This window comes from Acinetobacter sp. LT1, from assembly GCF_059800965.1.
The window spans coordinates 223101-243658 of sequence record NZ_JBBAXE010000005.1; the positions used below are offsets into that span (position 1 = coordinate 223101).

13 protein-coding genes are annotated in these 20558 nt (G+C 39.1%); 3 read left to right on the plus strand and 10 right to left on the minus strand.

The window, feature by feature from the left end:
* Positions 1-28 precede the first annotated feature (28 nt).
* The 5 genes from barB to basE all read right to left on the minus strand — a co-directional run bounded on the left by barB (position 29) and on the right by basE (position 7259).
* Entirely contained in the window at positions 29-1624 is a 1596-nt protein-coding gene (barB, locus tag WBW42_RS07010; protein WP_032055347.1) for an acinetobactin export ABC transporter permease/ATP-binding subunit BarB, read from the minus strand.
* The gene (gene barA / locus WBW42_RS07015; RefSeq protein WP_032055345.1) at positions 1621-3231 is read right to left on the minus strand and encodes an acinetobactin export ABC transporter permease/ATP-binding subunit BarA; all 1611 of its coding nucleotides are present in this window, start codon (positions 3229-3231) and stop codon (positions 1621-1623) included. Before barA ends, barB begins: the two co-directional genes overlap by 4 nt.
* Positions 3232-3476: 245 nt before the next feature.
* The gene (gene basG, locus WBW42_RS07020) at positions 3477-4628 is read right to left on the minus strand and encodes an acinetobactin biosynthesis histidine decarboxylase BasG (protein ID WP_032055342.1); all 1152 of its coding nucleotides are present in this window, start codon (positions 4626-4628) and stop codon (positions 3477-3479) included.
* Positions 4629-4743: 115 nt separating this feature from the next.
* Positions 4744-5613, minus strand: coding sequence for an acinetobactin biosynthesis bifunctional isochorismatase/aryl carrier protein BasF (gene basF, locus WBW42_RS07025; protein ID WP_001018273.1), 870 nt, complete (start codon positions 5611-5613; stop codon positions 4744-4746).
* A gap of 17 nt (positions 5614-5630) precedes the next feature.
* Positions 5631-7259, minus strand: a complete 1629-nt coding sequence (gene basE / locus WBW42_RS07030) for a (2,3-dihydroxybenzoyl)adenylate synthase BasE (RefSeq protein ID WP_032055338.1) — start codon at positions 7257-7259, stop codon at positions 5631-5633.
* Between the two features lie 161 nt (positions 7260-7420).
* Between basE and basD the strand changes: the two genes are divergently transcribed.
* Together basD and basC are read left to right on the plus strand one after the other, a co-directional pair.
* Positions 7421-10363, plus strand: coding sequence for an acinetobactin non-ribosomal peptide synthetase subunit BasD (basD, locus tag WBW42_RS07035; protein ID WP_284105563.1), 2943 nt, complete (start codon positions 7421-7423; stop codon positions 10361-10363).
* Positions 10364-10410: 47 nt separating this feature from the next.
* Positions 10411-11721, plus strand: coding sequence for a putative histamine N-monooxygenase (gene basC / locus WBW42_RS07040; RefSeq protein WP_045126470.1), 1311 nt, complete (start codon positions 10411-10413; stop codon positions 11719-11721).
* A gap of 67 nt (positions 11722-11788) precedes the next feature.
* Here the strand turns inward: basC and WBW42_RS07045 are convergent, their stop codons facing one another.
* The 5 genes from WBW42_RS07045 to bauD form a co-directional block, all read right to left on the minus strand.
* Positions 11789-14113, minus strand: a complete 2325-nt coding sequence (locus WBW42_RS07045; RefSeq protein WP_032055330.1) for a TonB-dependent receptor — start codon at positions 14111-14113, stop codon at positions 11789-11791.
* 85 nt (positions 14114-14198) lie between these two features.
* Positions 14199-15167: a siderophore-binding periplasmic lipoprotein BauB gene (gene bauB / locus WBW42_RS07050; protein WP_032055327.1), complete on the minus strand. Its 969-nt coding sequence runs from the start codon at positions 15165-15167 to the stop codon at positions 14199-14201.
* A 6-nt stretch (positions 15168-15173) separates the two neighbouring features.
* Positions 15174-15944 carry a ferric acinetobactin ABC transporter ATP-binding protein BauE gene (gene bauE / locus WBW42_RS07055; protein ID WP_032004524.1) on the minus strand — a complete coding sequence of 257 codons (771 nt, stop codon included), beginning with the start codon at positions 15942-15944 and terminating at the stop codon, positions 15174-15176.
* The gene (gene bauC, locus WBW42_RS07060; RefSeq protein ID WP_002118596.1) at positions 15941-16888 is read right to left on the minus strand and encodes a ferric acinetobactin ABC transporter permease subunit BauC; all 948 of its coding nucleotides are present in this window, start codon (positions 16886-16888) and stop codon (positions 15941-15943) included. Before bauC ends, bauE begins: the two co-directional genes overlap by 4 nt.
* Complete coding sequence (bauD, locus tag WBW42_RS07065) at positions 16888-17829, minus strand: ferric acinetobactin ABC transporter permease subunit BauD (protein WP_005068019.1); 942 nt, start codon at positions 17827-17829, stop codon at positions 16888-16890. Before bauD ends, bauC begins: the two co-directional genes overlap by 1 nt.
* 630 nt (positions 17830-18459) lie before the next feature.
* Between bauD and basB the strand changes: the two genes are divergently transcribed.
* A complete protein-coding gene (basB, locus tag WBW42_RS07070; protein ID WP_080776949.1) occupies positions 18460-20490 on the plus strand; it encodes an acinetobactin non-ribosomal peptide synthetase subunit BasB in 2031 nt (676 codons plus the stop codon).
* The last annotated feature ends 68 nt before the right edge of the window (positions 20491-20558 follow it).

Here is a 20558-nt window from a genome sequence, read left to right on the forward strand (position 1 = left end):
TGCTTAAATCAGGTTTCTGCTCTATTTTTTAAACAGAAGTTGAAGCTAAATTGATAGTTTGAGTCGGTTGCCAAATGGCTGAGTCACGATGTGTGACAAAAATAACCGTAGAAGAAAGAGCACGTATCGTTGTAACAATTTCCTGCTCAGTCTCTTCATCCAAGGCAGAGGTTGCTTCATCAAGTATTAAAATCGGCGCATTTTTGAGTAATGCTCGGGCAATTGCGACCCGCTGACGTTCACCACCAGACAATGCGGTGCCTTGTTTACCAACCGATTGATTAATTCCTTCTGAACTACGGTCAATCATTGCTCCTAATGCGGCATCTCTTGCAGCCTTTTCTATTTCATCATCAGTTGCATCAGGTTTACCTAAACGGATATTTTCAGCCAGTGTACTTGTGAACAAAATAGGTTCTTGTGTGACATAAGCAATATTCGAGACCAAATCTTCATATTTCATTTGATCAAGAGCTATGTCACCTAGGGTAATTTTTCCTCTTTGTGGATCATCAAACCGTGTAAGCAATTCAAGTAAAGTACTCTTACCACTACCGCTTGGTCCGGTAACCCATACTCTGCTCCCCAATGCGATGTCGAGAGTCATATTTTCAAGTGCTGGCGCATAGCTAACGCCTTGTACCGAAATATGATGGCCAGTAGGAATTTGAGGGTGTAATGGCTCAGGCAACTCAGGTGGATGGGTGATCTGATTAAAATTGCGCAGTGCAGCAAACAAATCATTGATATGCAACCCTGCGGTAGCAAGTTCACCTAACGGCGCTGCTGCACGTCCAATTAAGACGAGTAATGCCAACACCAAAGCAGCATGATTGACACCAGCAAGTACCAGATAAGTTGCCATCCCAGCAATCGGTAAAACACTTGCCAAGGTTGCAACAAAACTTGCAAATGCAGCAGCACGGTTGATCCGTACTAATGTCTCTTCTTGCTCTTCCCAACGATGTTCTAGCCTTTGGACCGCACGTTCTGGTCCCGCGGCTGTGCGTAATAACTCAACATGATCAACCAATTCCAACGTTGCTTGTGAAGCAGCTAAATCGGCAGTATTACGTTTTTTATCAATATGCATGAGTGCACGTTGTGCTAGGAATTGAGCAAATAAAGAGAGTAAAAGTAAGCCTAAAGCGACAAATGCTACGCCTGCTCCGGCAAGCATGCCTATTCCTATTGTTAGAAACAAAGGCATAAAAGGCGCATGTAAAAAGGTTTGCAATTGATGAGCAGGGATACTCATAAACCCAGGAATTCCCTGTCCAGCAATTGTCTTAATCTGAGCACGCTGTTCATTGGTAAACCAAGAGAGCTTGGCACGAGCTAAAGATTTGCCTAACTCAGCAAATAGGTCACCTGCTAAACGCACACCAGTAAGGAAGCCAGCACGAGTGACTATAACTGTCACTAATATTGCTGCAATTGCACTGATGAGAACCCAACTTGGAGACCATTGATTGACAATTGCAAATGCCAATACGGTATATGCGATTGCTTCAATTGCTGCAACAATGATCCATCCGATACCAACAATAATTAATTTTTGTTTGGCTGAACGAGGAAGCATCGAAAAAATCTGATCTTTATTTAATTTAGCAGCAGTATTCATAAAGATTTCCCTGAGTCAGTTGGGCCGTTAAGCACTAACCTGCTGTCGGCATAAGCAGCTAAGGCAAGATCATGAGTGACCATAACGATGGTTTTATTCTGGTTTTTAGCTAAGTGGCTTAATTCCAATATTATTTTTGTCGCATTGGTCTGGTCGAGTGCGCTCGTTGGCTCATCTAATAAAATAATAGGAGCTGAAGATAAAAACGCACGCGCTATTCCTAGGCGCTGTTTTTCACCGCCTGAAAGTAAAGTTGCATCTGCCTTTAAATCTACTTTTAGTTGGGCCTTGAGTAATGCCTGCTCAAGTTGTTCATCATTTGCATTAATGACAGATAAGGACAAGTTTTCTCTTACTGTGGTCGGTAATACATCTCCACCTTGTGGAATAAACAAAACCTTTTCATGTCTTAGTTTTTCATGTAATTGCAAAATATCTGTTTTTGCTAATTGAACGACACCTTCTTGCAATACAGCGAACCCAGCAAGTGCTCGCAGTAAGGTTGTTTTTCCAACTCCACTTGGCCCTGTAATTGCAGTCATTGAATTTTTTGGAAATGAATAACTTAATCGATCCAATACTTTTTGATTTTCAATTGCAAAGCTTGCATTCACTATTTCAAGTGTTACATCTTGCTCAATCTGTTGTAGATTGCCCGATGAGAGTACTGGCTCTTTTAAGAATGCAGATAAACGACTAGCTGCAGCTCGCCCAGCAGCGACATAATCAAGACCATGCCCTAAACGTAGTGAAGGTGTCACGATGGCCAAACTAAAGAAAAGTGTTGCAGCCAAGGTCATGCTGTCGTATTGATAAGCTACAAAATAGGCTATGGCAAAGGTTGCAACAGCTTGTAGTAATGCAGTGGCAACAGCAGCAAGTGTTGCCACTTTACTCACCCAAGACACCATATTTTGAGTGAAATTTTGTGCTGCTTGAGTATAGGCTGTTAAAGCGCCAGATTGTTGCCCATATATTCGGTTATCACGAATGCCGCGCGCATAGTCATCAGCAGAACCAATAATATCTAACATGACCTGCATACGCGCAGCGCCATCCCGTTTTGATACATGGGGAACAATAATTAAATAATAGAGTGAAGCTATTGCACCAGGTAATAATACCCAAAGGGCCATCGGGCCAACCAACACAACTAATAAAACAATAGAAACTAAAGGGATTACAGCAAAAATCGCAATTTCCGACGGTAAATGCGCCACCATATGGTGTAAGGTTGCGATATCGTCGGAAACCAATCGTTTTAAGCTTTGGTCACCCTGTTTTGATAGGGTTGTGGTCGGTAACCGAATTAAATGATGAGCAATTTGACGACGTAATCGTGCCGAAAATCCAGCCTCTGCATCATGCACTAACCATGAAGCTAGTGCTGCCAATGCTGCCCCAACTATCCAAAAAACCGCTGAAAAGATCACCCAATAAGAAGATAAATAACCAATCAACTGAATCATACCCCACAGGGCAGTTAAGATGGCTAAACCTGAAAATACGGCAGCAAGCGTACCTGCAAATAATTTAGGAAATGCTGGCTTGAGTGCAGGTGCCAAGGAAGAGTCTGTCATCAGATGAGATAACTTTAAATCAGACATGCTTATCTCTCTTTATATTCATAGAAAAAGCGGTACTTAAAATAAAATTTCGCTTCAATTGACCAGCAAGAATTGCTGTTTTCGGCTTTAAAAAAGCATGAATAAGAAAATCATATAAAAAGTATTTTTTTAAAAACTTTAATTGCATCAAAAACTTCCTAACCACCCTATCAAAATATTTTTAGATCATTTTCTAGACTGTAAAAATTAATATGGATTTGTCTAAATCATTTTGGTTGATATGACTAAAAACCAACTGTACGTTTAGAGGCACCTTGTAGATCAAAAATAACGTCGTCAATTAAGCTATCAATCTGACGTGTATCTCGGTGATGTGCCGTAGTAATTAAATGAGCCATATTTCCAGAGGTTGCCAGATAATGCTTTTTCCAGATGTGCTCTGAAGGACACGGAAATACCACAGTGATTGAATTCGGATTCCGCCAAGCAGGAATGTCCACTGCTTGAAAGCGATCAACTGCGTACTGGGCCATTTTTAGACAATGTTGAATTCTCTGCCGTCTTTGTAAATTAGTTTGGCTACGTATTGCTGCCCACATCAACAAGACGGTATGACCATTACGAGAACCACTAATGGTTTGATCACGTGTAGAGATATAGTCAACATCTACCGATATACGTTCTACATTTTGGCGTTTGGCCACAACAATGCCACACGGAATTGGTGAACCAATCATTTTATGACCAGACACACAAATCGAGTCGATGCCATGAGCAAAGGAAAACGCTTGAGGATGATCAACAAAAGGTAAAATCATGCCACTTAAGGCAGCGTCGGCATGAATATAATAATCTCGGCGCATGATTCCGATTTGCGCTAAGCGCTCTTGAATCATTTCAATATCATCAATTGCGCCGGTCATGGTCGTACCAATATTTGCAAAAATAATGGGGTGACTTTCTTTATTGGTTTTTATTTTATCGATTAAATCATCATAGTCGATTTCACCATTATCCAATGATTCGATCACACAAGATTTCATCTGCAATAATTTGGCGATTTTTCCAACCGAATAATGCGTATCTTTTGAGTAATATAATGTGGAATCTGGAAATAGCTCACGCGCCAGATAGCAGCCAAACATATTACCTTCTGTGCCACCATTGGTTACGTATCCCCAGCTTTCCTCAAAAGGAATTTGAAAAATTTCAGCAAAATACGCCATCACATCTTTTTCAAAATCAAAAGAATTCAATGCGTAATTGCTATAGTCTTTCCAATCACCACAATTATTAATAGAGAATTTGAAAAAACGAAATAAAGCGGAATAATCAAAATCTGCAGATTCAGGATACCCAATATTGAAGTATTGATGTTTTAAACAGTAATTCCAGAATGTCTCTATTTTCTCTTGATCAGCAGGCGATAAAATCATTTTTTGCTCCGTTAATATGACGATTACAAGTCGTCTAAGGAGTCGCTATCAAAGATATAAATTTTATGTAAAATTTAGCGACCAGGATTTGTCGTATGCCTTATGAGGCAACCCTCTACCCTGCAATCCTTTGCCGCGCATCAACCAATGACCACCAATTTGATAAAGTGGGTGTGCGTCCTAATTCTTCAAAACTAATATTGATTCCCTGTGCTTTAAGTTCCGAAGAAAACTGCATAATTCGTAATGAATCCAATCCATAAAGAATCAGGTTTTCTTCGGGGTCTAATTCATCTTCTTCAATAAGCTGCTGGACCTTTTGCTCTAACCAAGGTCGTGTAATGCCTGTTGCCACCTGTCCCACTACAGATTCGGTATCCACAACTTGACCACAACGTGAAGACACATATTTCAAAGCTAAGCGATGTTCTTCTTCTGAAAAATCGGCAACTGCATCTCCAACAAGAAAGGGTTGTATGTCACTCATAAAGGCTTCAATTGCCGTAACCATACACCCGATATGAGCATAGACACCGCCAATAATGAGCTGATCACGATTCCAGTTTTGCATTCTTTCAAGCAAATCCGAACGTTTAAACGCGCTATAACGCCATTTCGTTAAGACAATGTCATGTTCAGCAGGAGAAAGTTGATCAATAATTTTTTGCTGATCGATTGTTGAGGCTGGCAAACCCGGCCCCCACATGGCATTCAGTAATGCACGATCTGCCGCTGGCTGTTCATAAGGCTGTGCTGTATAGACAACAGGAACATTGTTCTGATGTGCCCAAGTTCTTAGTTGAACTAAATGATTTACAACCGTTTTAATTAATTCACTTTCAGCATCGTAAAAATTTAAAAAGTAGCGTTGCATATCATGAATTAATAAAACTGCTCGAGAAGGATCTAACTGCCAATCTGTTTTGTTATTTGGATAACTCTCTCGTTTGGGCATGAGATAAGTAGAAATTTTTGAAATAGCCATATGCTGCTCAATATTTATTAAGATGTTGTAGATGTATTTAAAATGCTGCGAAGTTGTTTTTTGTCCACCTTACCGACTGCAGTCAGTGGCAAACTTTCGATTAATTTGATCTGGTCTGGAAGTTTGTATTGTGCAATACCCAACTCCATGAGATGGCGTCTGAGCACAACAGCTTTAAGTTCAGGATTCCGAGAAACAATAAAGGCACAACTTTTTTCACCGAATTGGTCATCAACAATTGCGACCAAAGCTGCGTGCATAACTTCCGGATGTAGAAGAATAAGTTTTTCTATTTCTTCCGAAGCAATCTTTTCACCACCACGGTTAATCTGATCTTTAATTCTTCCTACTACACGTAAATTGCCATCCGAAGTACGCTGCACGAGATCGCCCGAATAGTAATAGTTGTCCTTATCAAAGACCTGTGAATTATGTTCAGGGCTTTGGTAATAACCACAGAAGGTATAAGGTCCCCGAGTCGCAAGCATTCCTATTTCACCTTCTGGAACCTCTTTATACTGTTCATCCACAATTTTGATTTCATCATCAGAACTGATAGGACGCCCTTGTGTCGTAAATATTTGCTCATCGGAGTCATCTAGTCTGGTGTAATTGACCAAGCCTTCGGCCATTCCAAATACTTGTTGTAATTTACAATTGAGGACTTCAGGAACTTGACGGGCTAAAGATTCAGGGAAACTTGCTCCTCCCACTTGAAGCAACTTTAAAGATTGAATTTGATCTTTATATTGCGCGGCTTTTTCTAGCCACATAATGACAGCACTCGGCACTAAAGATGCCATATTGACTTGATGTCTTTGAATAATAGAAAAACAATTGAGCGGTTCAGGATTTGGTGCCATCACAACACATCCACCTGCATGTAAAACACCTAATGCACCGGGTGAACTCAACATAAAATTATGCGGAGCTGGCAGAGCACACAATAACCGGGTATTTGAGTTTAAACCGCAAATCTCGGCACTGGCCCGCACACTGTAGTCGTAGTCATTATGCGTTCGTGGAATAAGTTTTGGTGTTCCCGTACTTCCACCTGACAACTGAAAGAAAGCAACTTCATCAGCAGGTGTAGATGAAAAATCGACAAAGGTCTCTGCTGATGTTTCAATCCAGTCTAATAGTCCGAAATCGGTAGCTTGATGATTGAGCATCAAAATAATTTCAGGACTTAAATTTACTTCATGAAGTGAGTCAATAAATTGATTATTGTTAAAGACTTCATGCTGACGCGAACCAATTAAAAGCTTAGGTTGAATCTGTTTAATAAAGGCATTTAGTTCATATTGACGATGACTATATAGCGCATTGAGCACAACCACGCCTGCCTTAAGCAAGGCAAAAAAGACAATATAAAACTCTGCAACATTGGGAAGCTGTACTAAAGCTGTATCACCCTTGCCCAAGCCTTTTTCAGCTAGTCGAGAAGCTAAATTTGTTGATAGCTGGTCCAGCTCGATATAACTCAACTGACGCTCACCACAAATAATTGCTGGCGAATGCGGGTGCAATTGAACCCCTACCGTTAAAATGCGCGTCAAAGGTTGGTCAATCCAATAACCTTTATTTCGATAGTGTTGCGCTCTCTCTGGAGACCAGCGAACAAACTCAATCAACTGTTTTTTCATGACATTCTAAATATTCAATTTAATTTAATGGTTATCAAGCTATTGATTCTTCGTAAATTTTCTTACATATCGGCATAAATATTTAATTTGAATACCGACAAAAGAAAATTCTTAAGACGGACAAGCTATATATTCACAGCAAAATTGGAAATGATTAACAAATGCAACTGGTAATCATTTTCATTTGTTTGTATGATGCTGAAACAAGATTAATTTGTCAACCGAGTTATCGTTCAATGTGTGAATTAACTTCGATGCAAGCGGCCTGCTGGTTTGGTCGCTCTGGCAACGCAACTTTAGGTGGGGTTGCTGCCCACCTCTATGCAGAATTTGACGGTCAATTTATTGATCTACAAAAATTACATTTAGCACTTCAACGACTTTATAAAGAACACTCTATTTTGAGATTAAGTTTGAGTGCCGATGGCATCGCAAACATCATAGCTGAGAAGACTCAACAGATATTAGAAGTCGATGATTTTTCAAAGCTTAGCGATCATCAAATTGAGCAAATGCTCATGCAAAAACGCGAGCAATGGACCCATCAAAAACTTGATTTAAGTCAGGGTCAAACTGCAAGATTTTCTGTAAGTGTTCTTAAAAATAATATTTTCCGTTTTCATGTAGATACGGACATGATTGCTATAGATCCGTCCAGTTTTTTGAACTTGATGGAAGATCTTTCTTTGTTTTATGAAGACCCAGAAATATCAATCTCCCGTCCGCCTAATTTTTTTGACTGGTATCAAAAAAAACGGACAGACCCTGACCTAAAAAAATTAAACCAACGAGACCGCTTATGGTGGAAACAACGTCTGCCTCATATTAGCCCTGCTCCGTCTCTACCTTTCATTCATCAAGAATTCAAAACAGCAAAAAGTGATCGTTTAAGTACGTGGTTATCGCCGGAAGAACGAAAAGCATTACAACAACTTGCTAGAGAACAACACATTACCGTGACCAACCTGATATTAGGTTTATTTGCATATACGCTTGGTCATGCAACCAAAGATCACAGCTTCCGATTAAATATTCCTACTTTTTGGCGTGAGCCGATTTTAAAAAATGTCGAAGGCACTATTGGTGATTTTGCTAATTTAGTCATCCTTGATGTCGATATGAATGAGACGACTACCTTAGCCGCATTCTGCAAACAAATAGCAAATCAAATGCTTGAGTTATTAGAGCATTCACATTATTCGGGTGTTAATGTTCTACGTGACCTATCCCGTTATCATGGTAGTGCACAGATTGCTCCCGTGGTATTTACAGCGGCACTTGATTTAGAAAATGATAATTTACTTTCCGAACGTGTCCGCCGTGTTTTTGGCTCAATGAATTGGGTCATTTCACAAGGACCGCAAGTTGCACTTGATGCACAAGTTGCTCATGTAGATGACGGTATTTTAGTTAATTGGGACATCCGTTTAGATGCTCTACCCAAAGAATGGATCACGAATTTATTTGAATCTTTCATAAATTTACTTAAAAATCTTGCAGCACACCCTGAGCAACTTAATACACAAATTATAAGCTCAGCACAAAATACTCTATCAGATCGTACGTCCCAAAAACCATTAAATGCGTTACAGCAAGCCTACCTATTAGGTCGAACTCAAGCCCTTCCTTTAGGTGGTGTTGCCATGCAAGATTTTAGGCAGTATCACGGCAAGATGGATCTTGTTTTATTAAAACAACGATTGACAGAAATGGTACGGCGGCATGACAGCTTACGAACTTATATTGATAAAAATAGGTTAGTACAATATGTAAGCAATCAAGTGATTGTCAATTTAAAAGAAATAGACCTAACTACATGGGAACCTGAACGTGCATCTCACCACATCGAGTCCTATAAAAATAGTTATACGCATGAGCTATTTGATTTAAATCAGTCGCCTTGGAATATCACCGTCTTTTTATTAAAAAATAATCTACTAACGATTTTTGTCCGCTTTGATGCATTAATTTTAGATGGCCGATCTATAGCTTCACTTATGTTAGAGCTATTCGATGGACAACAACATGATATCCAAACGCAAATAGAAGAAAATGAAGTGGAAAATAGCTTATCTGTTCATCAGACAGATATGGCTTACTGGGAAAGAAAATTTTCTAAATTATCGGCTATTCCTACGCTTCCGTGGAAAACACCCTTACAGCATTTACCGACTTCACGTTACCAACGTAACAGTTTGGTTATAGAAAAAGATCAATTTAAACAGTTGTCTAAAATTGGCGTAAAACATTCACTGTTTAAAAACTCAATCATCATGGCGCTTATTTTGGAAGTGCTATCTCATTGGAGCACGGATAAATCTCTATGCGTTGCTGTTCCTACACTTCCCCTCTATGCCGGACCATTTTCAAATAGCTCTACGTTTATTGCAGTTGAGTGGAAAGCTTTAGATCAATTTGCTGAACAAGCAAACCGCTTGCAAACTGAAGTTTTAGAGGGTTTACAGCATCTTTCCTTTTCAGGCGTTGATCTCGCTCGACTATTATTTGAAAAAGTTGGCACTGCTCCAGTATTGCCGATTGTAATTACAAATGGTTTGTCATGGCCTGTATTATCTGAATCTCACCCTATTCAGCAACTAGATGGACTGACCCAAACCCCTCAAGTTGCAATTGATATTCGCTTTAGCACAAGAAATGACGGCGCTTTAATTTTCGATATTGATTATGCCCAAGAAGCATTCCCACCCAACATGATTGACGATTTCTTGGATGCACTACAATTGGCAATCAAGCAAATTATTGACTCAGAAATATTCAGTTTTGATCTCAGCAATTTTTTCTGTGAGCTTCAAAATAAACGACTATATTTTAAAAATAATGAGTCCGATCATTCATCTATACCACTTGAAAATAATGCTAAACAGCAAAATCAACTACTCGACATTTACTTAGAAGTGATAGGCCACACGCCAAATATGGAAGTGGACAACTCAACTCATTTTACTCATCTCGGGCTACGTCCACATCATTTAAAGGCCGTTTCAATACGTATTAATGAAACATACGCGATTCAGCTCTCACCTGTTCAACTTATTCAATGTCGCAATATTGCTGATGTAGAGAAACTACTAACACCACATTAATTCGTATTTTGAACTTTCATCATTTTGGAAACAGATAAAGTATAAACATGAAAAAAATAGATATTACCGGAATTGGTATTGGGCCATTCAACTTAGGTTTAGCTGCTCTTTTGTCTCATCATCCCGAAATCAAAAGCGTATTTTTAGAACGCAAACCAGAATTTCGATGGCATGAAGGGTTGCTATTGCAAGGTACGACATTACAAGTTCCTTTCTTTGCCGACTTGGTTACTATGGCCAATCCTTGCCATCCCTTAGGCTATATTAATTATTTACATCAACATGATCGCTTGCATCAGTTTTATTATTACGACAGTTTTTTAATTCCACGCCGTGAATATGACCATTATTGCCGTTGGGCTTCAAAACAATTACCCGATTGTCAATTTGGAGAAAACGTAAGTCATGTTGAATATGACGCCAAGCTCGATAAATTTATTATAGAAAGTGAATCAGCTTCGGGCGAAAAACAAAAATATATAAGCCAAAATCTGGCAATTGGTATTGGAACTAAACCTCGAATTCCTACGTGGCTTGAAACATGCAAACACCCTTTGGTAAAACATTCTGCGGAGTTTGCGAAAATTCAGGAACAACTCAATCAATGTAAACAAGTAACAGTTATTGGCTCGGGCCAGAGTGCAGCAGAATGTGTACTTGCTTTATTTAATTCACTTACACCAGAACAAGTAAAAGCAGGTGCATCTATTCGTTGGATCACACGTTCTGCCGGCTTTCACCCAATGGAATATTCTAAACTTGGGCAAGAATGTTTTACCCCTGCATATATGCAATATTTCCAAAGCCTGCCTAGAGATAAACGCCGCGATATTGCTGCTAGTCAGGGCCTGATCTATAAAGGGATTAGCTTCTCAACCATTGGCGATATATATGATGTACTTTATGAGCGTTCAGTGGCTGGTGAAAAAACCGGTTTAAGCCTATACACAAGCTGTGAAGTTGAATCGGTTGAAGAACTTGAATCGGGTTCTCTGCGTTTAACCTGTTTGCATACTCAACTCGATCAACGTTGCGAATTAGAAACTGATGCCCTTGTCGCAGCTACAGGCTATGTTCATGATTGGCCTGAATGGTTCCAAAATATGAAAGGTTCTATTTTAGCGGTTGATGATAAAAATGATTGTATTGTTCAAGAAGACTTTACGGCTTTACGTTGTGATAAAGGACAAGGTCGAATTTTCATTCAAAATGCCGAGATTTTTCAGCAAGGTGTAGGTTCTCCAGACTTAGGGATCGGAGCAACCCGAAACTCAGTCATTATTAATCAATTACTGGGGCGTAATGCTTATCGAATTCCTAAACAGTCTTCTTTCCAGCACTATGGTTTACCAAAATAAAAACGCTTAATAAAAAAACTGCCAAATCAAATTTGGCAGTTTTTTTATATGTTCTTTTTAGATCAAATTAAAAATCAATTGTGGCAGATAATAAATAAGTACGTGGTGCACCAAGCATTAAATTTGTAAATTGAGGCATTGACCAATATGACTTATTGGTGAGGTTATCAATATTCCCGCGAATAGTGACAGGAAATTGAGCTATTTTCGTATTATAACGTGCGCCAATTCCGTACACTTCACGTCCAGGTACTGAAGTTGAGTTATCATTATAAATATATTGTTTAGACGCAGCTGTCGCATTGGCAGTCAAAGTTAAGCCAGGGATATACGACACATCACCTTCAATACCAAGCTTAGCTTGCACTTTTGGAACACCGGCAACAACATTTCCTAACTCGCTTTCAATTCTGGTTTTTGTAATTTTAGGATCAATATAAGTTAATCCTCCCATTACACGAATACTGTCAACAGGTGAACCATAAAAGCCCCATTCAATTCCGCGATTACGTTGTTCTCCATCAGCGCCATAAATAGATTTGATTTTTTCATCGGTACTTTTAATTACATACGAATTTCTAGATTTGATCTGAAATACACTAAACGTATTGGTGAATTTACCGCTGTCAATTTTAATTCCGGTTTCCATCTGTTTAGTTTTAAAAGGAGAAAATATTTGCCCCTCATTTTCGTAGTTTTGTCCTGTAGGTACGGTTCCCCCTGAGCTTAATCCTTCAATATAGTTTGCATATAATGAAACATGATCATTTGCTTTTACCAAAATTGCAGCTGCAGGTGTAATAGCATTTTTATCATAACGACCGTTAATATTTCGGACGCCCTGCCCATTTAAACTTTCTGTGACAATATTTTGATAACGCAGTCCTAAGGTTAATTGGACTTGACCTTGAAGAACCGACATCGTATCGGCTAAGCCAACACTTGTTAAATTTTCTTTATTACTAAAAATAGGTGCAATAGGAACGCGATTCGGTTTACTGCCCCAATTCGGATTATAAATATTAGTTATACGATCTCCCTCAGGAAATCCTTGTCTAATACCAGATTCGTCATCCGTTTCGCGGTAATGTGTTGCATTGAATGCCAGAGCATGTTTTACAGTACCTGTATCAAATTTACCACGTAAACCCACTTCAGCAGATTTACGTTCATATTTGAAACCTAAATGTGCAATATTAAACTTTATATCTCCCGCTTCGTTTTGTATTTCAGTTTTAGCAGCACCTAAAGTGTTATATTCTGTTTTACTCATACCTGCCGTTGCATACGCCATCCACTTATCATTTAAGTCATACTCGCCTCGGATCATACCTCCCGTATCACGCGTGTTATAGACCGTCCACGTTGGGTTCAATAAAGTATCGGGATTTGGCGCTTTGGGTAAATTAACACCCGGTAAAATGGTTAAACCACGATTTATACCGTCAGCATGGTCACGGCTAGTATATAAATCGGCTGAAAGTCGTGCATTGTCGCCTTTCCAATCTAAACCAAGTGAAAATAGATGAGTGGTTTTTTCCTGCTCTTTAATCGGTCCTTCACCATCTCGATATACGCTATTGAACCGCACACCAAACTCTTTGTTTTCACCAAAACGGCGCCCAATATCCAGATGGCCTCCGAATTGTGAATCCGACATATACGTCGTTGTAAAACGAGTTAAGGGATCATCTCCTGCACGTTTCGGAACCAAATTAACTGTTCCCCCTAAAGTTGAACCTGGAGGCATTCCGTTTAACATTGCTGAAGGGCCTTTTAACACGTCAATACGTTCAAACATTTCCGGTGAGGCGCGATATAAAGGAGCAATACCATATAATCCGCCCATAGAAGTATCGCGGCCAGCAGCCACAGAACTTGATCTAAATCCACGAATAGCATAACTTTCTGCAATTACGCCGTAAGCGCCAGTTGAAAAAATAGATGGATCCGTTTTTGCAATCACATCAGTGATATCTTTCGCTTGCTGATCTGCAATATATTTTTCTGTATACGCAATGGTATTAAACGGGGTTTCCATAGCGGTTTTATTACCTAAAAAGCCAACTGAGCTTTTCGACGAAACCTGCCCTCCCGCATAAGTATCATCTTGTTCAGCTTTTACGGTAATTGCTGGTAAAGCTGCTACATTTGTTTGAGCAGTTTGTTGTTCTAGAGTTTTTACTGAATTATCAATAACAGCAGCATAGGTGTTTGATGCACATAGAACAAATACGGTGCCTAATGCATAGCCTAATCGAAGGGCCATTTGTGCAGATGCAACACCATTTAATACAAAAGAACGGTGATTAATTCTTTGATCATTCCCAGTTTTAAAATTACGGTTATAGCTAACGTTGTTCATTGAAAGACCTTTAATGTTTTGATTCATTTTTTATTAACTATCTGCTTAAAATTCATAGCAAAATAGTGAAAATTTATGCTGTAAAACTTAACTAAGTGATGTGCCCAAAAATTTATTGATAGCCCTTTTTCACATCTTCCATCACTATTTTGAGTGAGGTTGGGCTTGCAGCCGTGGTGTACCACGCATCGGCATCGACAAAAATGACACGACCGTTTTTCCATGCTTTGGTTTGACGTAATAATGGATTTTCAACACTGGCAGCATTAATGTTTGAGCGATGTTCCATCACAGCAGTTCGGTCCACGATATAAAGAATATCGGGATCCGCTTTTTTGATGAATTCACTCGAAATAGGTTGCCCATGTAGACTTGTATCCACCACACCACTTGCAGGCTTTACCCCAAAGGCATTAAAAATAAAGCCATAGCGTGACTGAATACCAAAATTACTAAATGCCCCATTGTTATGAAGAACAACTAATGCTCTTTCCAGGCGATTGGCCGTTACGGCTTGTACTTGCTTCACTTGTTCATCAAGTTCAGAAACTTTCTGGCGGGCTAAATCTTCTTTATTAAATATTTTTCCCAAAGTCATCATATGGTCTTTAACCAGACCAATATGATTACTCTCGCTGTTGTTGAAGTTAATATCGTAATGAATGGTCGGGGCAATTTTTGACAGTTCCTGATACTGATTAACGTGTAATGGCGTCATCAAAATCAGGTCTGGTTTTAATGCATATATCCTTTCCATATTGGGCTGTACAATTGCACCCAAATCCTGAATTTGTGCATCTTTTTTATATTTTTCCAAAAAGTGTGGAACATAATCTTTTGGCATTCCCATAATCGGGACATTGAGTTGATCTAGAAAGTCAGCTTCATTCATATCAAGTACGGCAACGCGTTGCGGTAAATGATCTATCACCGTAGTTCCAAGCGCATGTTTCACCGTAATCGGTTCTGCTAGCTTCTGAGAAGCCTGAGTGGTATCTGCAACTTTTTGATCACATGCTTGTAGAGTGACAGCTGCCGCTATGATGAGGGCTACTCCCCCATACTTTTTCTTCCAGTTCATATGTATTCAAGCTCCAGATGAGTTGAAGTAATTACACATACAGCCACGCTCACTGTATGTAATTTCAAAATCAAGCTCGTACAGATCATTTAATTGCGCCTCTGTAATCACTTGTTCGGTTAACCCACTGAAATGAAGCTTGCCGTTCTTCAGCGCGACAATATGGTCCGAATAATTCGTGGCAAAATTGATGTCATGAATAACTAAAATCACAGTGCGCCCTTGTTCATCACATAAGCGCCTGAGTGCGCGCATAATTTGAACGGCATGTTTCATATCAAGGTTATTTAAAGGTTCATCTAATAAAAGTACGTCTGTTTGCTGTGCGATCGTCATCGCCAAAAAGGCCATTTGCCTTTGACCACCACTAATTTCATCTATGTAAGATTTGCGCAGCGGCTCTAAAGAAAGAAACTCAATCGCCTCATCAACCACCTGACGATCTTGCTCGGTTAAAACACCACGGCTATAGGGAAAGCGTCCAAATGAAACCAGCTCTTCTACGGTTAAACGCAAATTAAAGCCGGGTGCTTGACGTAAAGTCGCGACATGCTTGGCGTAAACAGCGGTTTTAATATCCGCAATATTTTGATGATTAAGAAAAATCTCGCCTTTATCTGGCTCAATTAAACGTGCCATCATCATGAGCAAAGTCGATTTTCCAGCTCCATTTGGACCAATGAGTGATGTCACCTGACCTGTAGGAAATTCAACATTTACGTCAGTCAGTACTGGCTTATTTCCATATGACTTATTGATATTCTTGACATGAATCATGCAACACCTCGGGTACGAACCGTCAGCGCAAGGAAATAAATGCCACATACCAGATTGACCAAAATGCTGACGGTCGTTTTGTAATTAAAAACGTGCTCAACTAAAATTTGAGCAGCAATAAATATGGCAATCGTGATGGCACAGCCCATGGGCAGCGTTAATTTATGCTTATAACTTCTTGCTAGTGCATAAGTAATGTTGGCAATGAATACGCCCATAAATACTGTCGGGCCAATGAGACTGGTAGATACCGCAACCAAAATAGCGATTAGAGCTAAATAGAAACTGACATAACGGTGATGATGAATGCCTAATGAAATGGCTTGCTCACGCCCTAAAACCAGAACATCCAAAACAGGGAGTGCTTTTCTACCGAGGAATAGAACAATGACTACGGCTACACTGGCATAAAATAAAGTTTCTGGTTGAGAGCGATTAAACGAAGCATAGCTAAGGCCTTGGAAAACAGAAAATTCACCAGGATTAATTTTGAGTTGAATAAATTGAGTAACCGTCCCGACGACCATCGTAAGGACTAAACCTAAAAGCAACAGGAGAAACACATCATTTCTGCCATATGGCAATAACCACTTATGGATTACCCACGAATAAAGCAGCATTAAAACGATTGAGATAAAGAAATTACCATTTACCCCTAACTGGCTTAATCCATGCGTTCCCCAAAAAAACAACAACAAAACTTGCCATAAGAGATAAATCGCTTCATAGCCCATAATGGAAGGGGTCAAAATACGATTACCGACCAGTGTTTGAAAAACAATCGAGGAAAAAGCAACACAAATACCGGCTATCACAATCGTGGCAAGACGCAGAAGTCGATTAGGAATGACGTAATCAAAATCTAACCCTGAGTTTAAAAATAAAAAACTTATTGCTAGGCAGATGACAATTAGATAAATCGTCCATAGCTTTGTAATACGCATTATCTGAACTCCCTCAAAATGAGGATGAGGAAAATAATTCCCCCCACACCACCTGCGGTAAGTCCGATTGGCACTTCAAATGGATAAATAATCGAGCGACCAAGAATGTCGCAAACCAGTAATAGAGACGCCCCACCTAAAGCCACAATGGGCAAGGTTTTAGCTAAGTTTTCTCCGTATTTCAGTGCGACTAAATTGGGAACCACGAGCCCGACAAAAGGAATAGCACCAACCGTAATTACTGTGGTCGAAACTGTAATGGCAACCAGTATTAAACCAATCGCGGCTATAGCTGCATAACTGAGCCCTAAGCTAGAAGCCATCTCTTCACCCATACCAATCACGGTAAAGCGGTGTGCAAAAAGATAAGTCAGGACAACTATCGGAAAAATAATGTAAATAACTTCATAGTGGCCTTGGACAATTTTTGAAAAATCTCCTAAAAGCCACCCTTGCATACTTTGTAAAATATTAAAGCGATAGGCATAAAACTCAGCTAAGGCACTCAGTACACTGCCGTACATCAAACCAATAACCGGTACTAAAACCGTATTTCTAAAACGGATCCGGCGGATAATTGCGATATAAATTAAGCTGGCAATAAAACAAAAAATGATCGCAAATATCATTTTACTCAGCGTGCTGGTTACCGGAACTAAAGTTAACGACACTAAAATTCCCAGTTTGGCAGCATCTAAACCACCCGAAGTTTCCGGTTCAACAAACTTGTTACGCACAATATGCTGCAAGATGACACCACAGACCGCCAACCCGATTCCGGTGAGCACAATGGTAATCAAACGAGGGATACGGCTGGCTGTAAGAGTGAGCCAACTCTCATGAGAAAAAGAGAATAAGTTAGACCACTGTATTGGCTCAGCCCCGAGCAATAACGAGCAAATACATAAAATGATAAAAATACAGAATAAGCTAAATCGCATCAGTGGCGTGCCCCACTTGAGCGTAATAAAGCCGATGCAAATTGCAAATTTAGTCCCATCCAAACAAAGCGAGGGAAAATTTGTTCAATATTTGATGGGCTTATTAACCTTTCATGATTGAATATTCTCATGAAAATTCCTCAATTTTATCGAGACAACAAAATAAGTTCCTTTTGAATAGGCAAAATCACAGCCCTATTCTTAGGATCGTTTTTTTCATCTTTAAATTATTTTTGCCGAACCAATTTCGAATTAAATAAATATTAATCAATTACTTATTATTTATTTTCTATTTTAAAAATTCGTCATTCTCAATTGGCACCATCTTCTTGCAAATAATAATCTTGATGTAAATGAGAATCAATTATAGTATGTTTAAAGGTAAAATGTAACCCTACTGTTACATCAGTACAGTTCATGTGGACATCAACTCATTAGAAAAAGGTCAATTTTTGCAAACAAGCAAATCTATAACATTATGAATTATATGAAATTTAATCTAATGTAAAAATTTGCGAAATAAAAATTGATGAAAATAGCCATTTGATAAACCAGGATTCATTTATGTTGGAACAATTTTCCAAATCGCCCTCTCTCCTTTCGGTTACTGATTACGAAGAACATATCTGGATGTTGCAATTACAGCAGCCTGAACAAGTTAATCGACGTTTTAATCTGTGGAAAGTTAATCAAGGTTTAGACATTCAATTGCTGATTAAAGCAATTCAAGACATTATTAAAACTACACCTGACTTAAATGTCCGTTATATATTTAGTGACGAAGGCGATTTATACAAATATCCATTTGATGACCATTCAGCTTGCCTAGAATTAAAAAAGAGCAATACAGAACAAGTATTTGAACAGGTAGCTACCTTAAAAGCGCAATCATGGAATGCAGAATTTCATCCACCTTTTTTTACAAGTCTCGTAGAAACTGAACAAGACTATTTTCTTATTTTAGCGCTCCATCCTATTCTTGATGAAAGCTATCAAAAGTCAGATTTCATTCAGGCCATACAAAATCGATATCAACAATATTCACCCAATAATATGCCATTGGTAATGACGGAAATTGATATCTCACATCATCTAGATACAAGTTTCGCAAAAGCGCCACAACAACCTAACCAAACCTATGTTTCAGAAATTATTTTAGAAGAGTTCCGAAATACTCTCGCTGAACCAGAAATGAGCCAACATGATGACTTTTTTGATTTTGGCGGCCATTCACTCTTAGCAACACGAATTATTGGAAACCTACTCAATAAACATGGAATTGAGATTCAATTTAATGATTTCTTTAAATCTCCATCTGCTGCTGACTTAGCCCAATATGCTTTCGTTAAATCTGCAAAAAATGAAAAAACCACCTTACAAAGTGTCGATAAAGCCCCGCTTACTTTAGCTCAAGATTTCCTGTGGCAAGCTTATTCTGCGTTCGATTTTAGCCCAATTTATAACTTGCCATTTGCCGTAGAATTTCTTGAAGAAATTAATGAAGATATTTTCTTTCAAGCCTTTACAGATATTGTTGAGCGCCATGCAGGTTTACGCACAATTTTTAATAGCGCCAATGGTCAAACCTATCAGCAGGTTGTTCCTACATCTGAACTTAAACACTTCAAATGGTTTTGGAACAGTGCCGAAAGTCACGATGCAACGCTTGCCAGTGAAGCTTCATATAAATTTGATTTAACCCGTGAACTTCCCTTAAGAATTCGTTTAATTCGAAATGCTAAAGGCCGCCAAACTCTATCGTTCTTAGTTCACCACATGGTGATTGATGAATGGTCTTTAAATACGATTATGGCTGACCTTGCGCATGCTTATCTTGCTCGCTCAAATACTCAAGCACCAAACTGGAAGGCACCCGCTCAATCTATTCTTGATTTTTCTTTACTTCAGCAAAAGCAAGGCATCAACCAAGACCATCTAAATTATTGGACTAACCTGCTAACAGGAGCAACCAAAGGTCTAAGTCTCCCTGTTTCAGAAAATGAATTAAATGCTGAAAAGGAAAAACCTCCAGTCCAATGGCTCGAACTTAAATTTGCACCAGAAATGCATGACAAGCTCCTCGCATTTTCGAGACAACACGGCTCTTCTATTTTCGCAGTTCTCTATACTGCTATCGCCAATGCGTTACAGCAACAAGGCGATTTAAAAGATATTGTGATTGGTACTTCTGCTTCTGGACGAACTGATCCCGAGTTTTTTGATACGGTGGGTTACTTTACGACCATGGTGGCGCATCGCACACAATTTAGCCCTGCAGATTCATTCCAATCATTGCTCCACAATATCAGCACAATGATTAATACCTCGATGGCCTATGCAGATATTCCAATCAACCATATTCAAAATGCATTAGGAATGAGTGCAGCTGAAGGACTGTTATTTGATGTGTTTATTCATATCCATTCAAATAACGCTTTAAACGGCGCGCTCAAAACACCTCAGGGACAAGATCTTCCTTATCGTCAGATCTTGCCAGAACGTGATGAATCGATGTTCGGATTACATTTTGAAATTATGGAAAATGTGATTGATGGACAACATCAGTTAAGCATGATCATTACGTATCAAGCCCACCGCTTCCCGACAGCAACAGTGCAAAGTATCTGTGAAAAAATTAAGGCAACCTTAGCTCAAATCTAGTTGCCCTAAAACCCACCATGTGCTTAAAAGCAAACATCTCGACTCTGCTTTTAAGCACATTTCAATTT

Bases quoted from the DNA above. Each gene is read 5' to 3' on its own strand.
- basF (WP_001018273.1), bottom strand. From the start codon at position 5,613: ATGGCTATTTCAAAAATTTCTACTTATCTCATGCCCAAACGAGAGAGT.
- WBW42_RS07045 (WP_032055330.1), bottom strand. From the start codon at position 14,113: ATGAATCAAAACATTAAAGGTCTTTCAATGAACAACGTTAGCTATAAC.
- bauD (WP_005068019.1), bottom strand. From the start codon at position 17,829: ATGCGATTTAGCTTATTCTGTATTTTTATCATTTTATGTATTTGCTCG.
- bauE (WP_032004524.1), bottom strand. From the start codon at position 15,944: ATGATTCATGTCAAGAATATCAATAAGTCATATGGAAATAAGCCAGTA.
- barA (WP_032055345.1), bottom strand. From the start codon at position 3,231: ATGTCTGATTTAAAGTTATCTCATCTGATGACAGACTCTTCCTTGGCA.
- bauC (WP_002118596.1), bottom strand. From the start codon at position 16,888: ATGCGTATTACAAAGCTATGGACGATTTATCTAATTGTCATCTGCCTA.
- basC (WP_045126470.1), top strand. From the start codon at position 10,411: ATGAAAAAAATAGATATTACCGGAATTGGTATTGGGCCATTCAACTTA.
- bauB (WP_032055327.1), bottom strand. From the start codon at position 15,167: ATGAACTGGAAGAAAAAGTATGGGGGAGTAGCCCTCATCATAGCGGCA.
- basD (WP_284105563.1), top strand. From the start codon at position 7,421: ATGCAACTGGTAATCATTTTCATTTGTTTGTATGATGCTGAAACAAGA.
- basB (WP_080776949.1), top strand. From the start codon at position 18,460: ATGTTGCAATTACAGCAGCCTGAACAAGTTAATCGACGTTTTAATCTG.
- basG (WP_032055342.1), bottom strand. From the start codon at position 4,628: ATGATTTTATCGCCTGCTGATCAAGAGAAAATAGAGACATTCTGGAAT.
- basE (WP_032055338.1), bottom strand. From the start codon at position 7,259: ATGAAAAAACAGTTGATTGAGTTTGTTCGCTGGTCTCCAGAGAGAGCG.
- barB (WP_032055347.1), bottom strand. From the start codon at position 1,624: ATGAATACTGCTGCTAAATTAAATAAAGATCAGATTTTTTCGATGCTT.